Origin of the sequence: Hungatella sp. SL.1.14, assembly GCF_024460495.1 — a bacterium.
GTDB classification, from domain to species: domain Bacteria; phylum Bacillota; class Clostridia; order Lachnospirales; family Lachnospiraceae; genus Hungatella; species Hungatella hathewayi.
This window is the reverse complement of sequence record NZ_JANFYJ010000081.1, coordinates 1-1,100: the sequence shown is the minus strand read 5'-3', so window position 1 is coordinate 1,100 and position 1,100 is coordinate 1. Positions and strand designations below refer to the sequence as shown.

Genomic DNA, 1,100 nt, shown 5'->3' with positions numbered 1-1,100 from the left:
ATCATATTTAGATCAACAGATCCCATCAAGCCTCTTAACCAATGCGTAACACGATGGGCCTGACCCCGGAGCAATCCGGGGTTTTATATTTCGATATTATTGCCCTTATATGAAGTAAGGCGGCCCACTCGGACCGCCCTTATTATATTACTCGACGTGCTGTACCTCAAGATTGCCCTGGTCGAGATTCTTCGTGACCAACAGCGCCCCATACGTTGCCATATCCGCTTTTGACGGATTAAGCATATAGGCCATGCCGCCAATGACCGCATACCCCGTGACCATATTCCCGGAATCGTCCACGTAGAACCACTTATTCTTATATTTTACCCAGCGCGTCTTCTGCAACTCGCCATTAATCGTAAAATGCCAGTTCCCGGCGCCGTCTTCAAAACTCTTCACTTCATCTTCCTGGCCGCGGATCCGCAGGCAGAAGTCCGTCCATAACTCCGGGCTGTCCATCATCTTGCGCGGGCACCATTTGCGTTTTGCATCGTAGTGCCGGATTACTCGATCAGCAGGGATCCCCGTCTCCCGAATCAGATACCGCACCAGGTCTACACAGTTCAGCCGTGCCTTGTCGTAGTTACTGTCAGGATTAACACATATCTCGATGTTGATCGTGTTGTTGTTATTGACTCCGGCCACCAGTGGAGTACCGTACTGCTTTCCGACTGCCCAGGCTCCGTCCGTGTGGTTGAGCGTCTGGTAGATCGACACATCGTCAACGTAATAGTGGACTGATGTAGCCAGATTGCCATTATTATGCGCCCTGGAATGAGCGGCAGCCCCGGCGCCACGGTTAAAATTGTCAGTCTCATGGATTACGATGTACTTTGGGTGATTCTGACTTGCATAGCAATTAATTTGTTTGATCTGTTTTGTAATAGGTATCATAAATCCTCCTTAAAAGAAAAAGGCCCAGGATTACTCCCAGGCCCAAAAAAAGTTGTGATGATATAACCGTTGCGAGATCGCAACAGCTTATTTCGTCAGCTGCTTGTACGCCTGGTTGATACCGGTAGCTGCAAGCCCCGATACAGTTCCAACCGCCGCTGCGTTGATGATGTCCGCCGCCGGGAAGTCGGGCATCGTGTACA

Annotated in this window: 1 protein-coding gene and 1 pseudogene; both read right to left on the bottom strand. The window is 50.1% G+C overall.

Features of this window, described 5'->3' with window-relative positions; translation table 11 throughout:
- Window positions 1-147: 147 nt before the first annotated feature.
- Entirely contained in the window at window positions 148-897 is a 750-nt protein-coding gene (locus NE473_RS29990) for a peptidoglycan recognition protein family protein (protein WP_256265538.1), read from the bottom strand.
- Window positions 898-984: 87 nt separating this feature from the next.
- Window positions 985-1,100, bottom strand: a pseudogene (locus NE473_RS29985) (phage holin family protein); the annotation flags it as partial.

Bases quoted from the DNA above. Each gene is read 5' to 3' on its own strand.
- NE473_RS29990 (WP_256265538.1), bottom strand. From the start codon at position 897: ATGATACCTATTACAAAACAGATCAAACAAATTAATTGCTATGCAAGT.